This is a genomic window from Curtobacterium sp. APC 4022, assembly GCF_030407555.1.
Lineage (GTDB): Bacteria > Actinomycetota > Actinomycetes > Actinomycetales > Microbacteriaceae > Curtobacterium.
Genome location: NZ_JASDDD010000104.1, coordinates 1 through 1,611 on the forward strand (window position 1 = coordinate 1; position 1,611 = coordinate 1,611).

The 1,611-nt window shown below is 70.1% G+C and carries 1 protein-coding gene; it reads left to right on the top strand.

Going from position 1 to position 1,611, the window contains the following annotated elements; all coding sequences use genetic code 11:
• The first annotated feature begins 112 nt into the window (after positions 1-112).
• Entirely contained in the window at positions 113-1,498 is a 1,386-nt protein-coding gene (locus QL987_RS16850) for a glycine--tRNA ligase (RefSeq protein ID WP_290158811.1), read from the top strand.
• The last annotated feature ends 113 nt before the right edge of the window (positions 1,499-1,611 follow it).

The window sequence follows — 1,611 nt, forward strand, 5'->3', positions numbered from 1 at the left end:
CGTCGGGGTGGTGAGGGGAGGGGCGGCGGTGGGTCGGGCCTCCCGGGCCGCTAGCATTGCCGGGTCCGACCGCACACCGAGCACCCAGCTCGGCGAACTCAGGAGCACCTCAGTGGCACAGCCCTCCCGTCTCGACAGCGTCATCGCCCTGGCCAAGCGCCGTGGGTTCGTCTTCCAGTCGGGGGAGATCTACGGCGGATCCCGCTCCGCGTGGGACTACGGGCCCCTCGGCGTCGAGCTCAAGGAGAACATCAAGCGCCAGTGGTGGCAGCGGTTCGTCCGCGGCCGTGGCGACATGGTGGGCCTGGACTCCGCCGTCATCCTGCCTCGCAAGGTGTGGGAGGCCTCCGGCCACGTCGCGACCTTCACCGACCCGCTCGTGGAGTGCCTGCACTGCCACCACCGGTTCCGCGAGGACCACCTGCTCGAGGCGTTCCAGGCCAAGAAGGGCCGCGCTCCCGAGGGTGGCATGGCCGAGATCGCGTGCCCGAACTGCGGCACCCGCGGCGAGTGGACCGAGCCCCGCGAGTTCAGCGGCATGCTCAAGACCTACCTCGGCCCGGTCGAGTCGGAAGAGGGCCTGAACTTCCTGCGCCCCGAGACCGCCCAGGGCATCTTCGTCGACTTCGCGCAGGTCGTCACGACCAGCCGCATGAAGCCCCCGTTCGGCATCGGCCAGGTCGGCAAGGCCTTCCGCAACGAGATCACACCCGGCAACTTCATCTTCCGGACCCGCGAGTTCGAGCAGATGGAGATCGAGTACTTCGTGCCGCCGGCCTCGGCCCAGGAGCACTACGAGCAGTGGATCGCCGACGCCGTCGCGTTCTACACCGACCTCGGCATCGACCCGGAGAACCTCCGCCGCTTCGACGTGCCGGACGGGGAGCGCGCGCACTACTCCGACGCGACCGCTGACATCGAGTACCGCTTCGGGTTCGCCGGCACCGAGTGGGGCGAGCTCATGGGCGTCGCGAACCGCACCGACTTCGATCTGAAGAACCACATCGAGGCGTCCGGTCAGGACCTGCGCTACTTCGACCAGGCCGCGAACGAGAAGTACGTGCCGTACGTCATCGAGCCGTCGTTCGGTCTGACCCGTGCGCTGATGGCGTTCCTGCTCGACTCGTACCACGAGGACGAGGCCCCGAACGCGAAGGGCGGCGTCGACAAGCGCACCGTCCTGCGCCTCGACCCGCGCCTGGCGCCCGTGAAGGCCGCGGTCCTGCCGCTGTCCCGCAACGAGCAGCTCTCGCCGGTCGCCCGCGGCCTGGCCGACGACCTGCGCAAGAACTGGAACGTGGACTTCGACGACGCCGGTGCGATCGGCCGTCGCTACCGTCGCCACGACGAGATCGGCACGCCGTTCTGCATCACGGTGGACTTCGACACGCTCGAGGACAAGGCCGTGACCGTGCGCGAGCGCGACACCATGGGCCAGGAGCGCGTGTCGCTCGACCGCCTGCAGGGCTTCCTGGCCGAGCGGCTGCTCGGCGCCTAGCGCGGCGGCGGGCTGGGCGGCGCCGGCGCGCCGCCCGCTGGCGCCGGTCGGACCCGCACAACAGAAACCGCCCCGAACCACGGGATCCCGTGGCGCGGGGCGGTTTCCGTTGT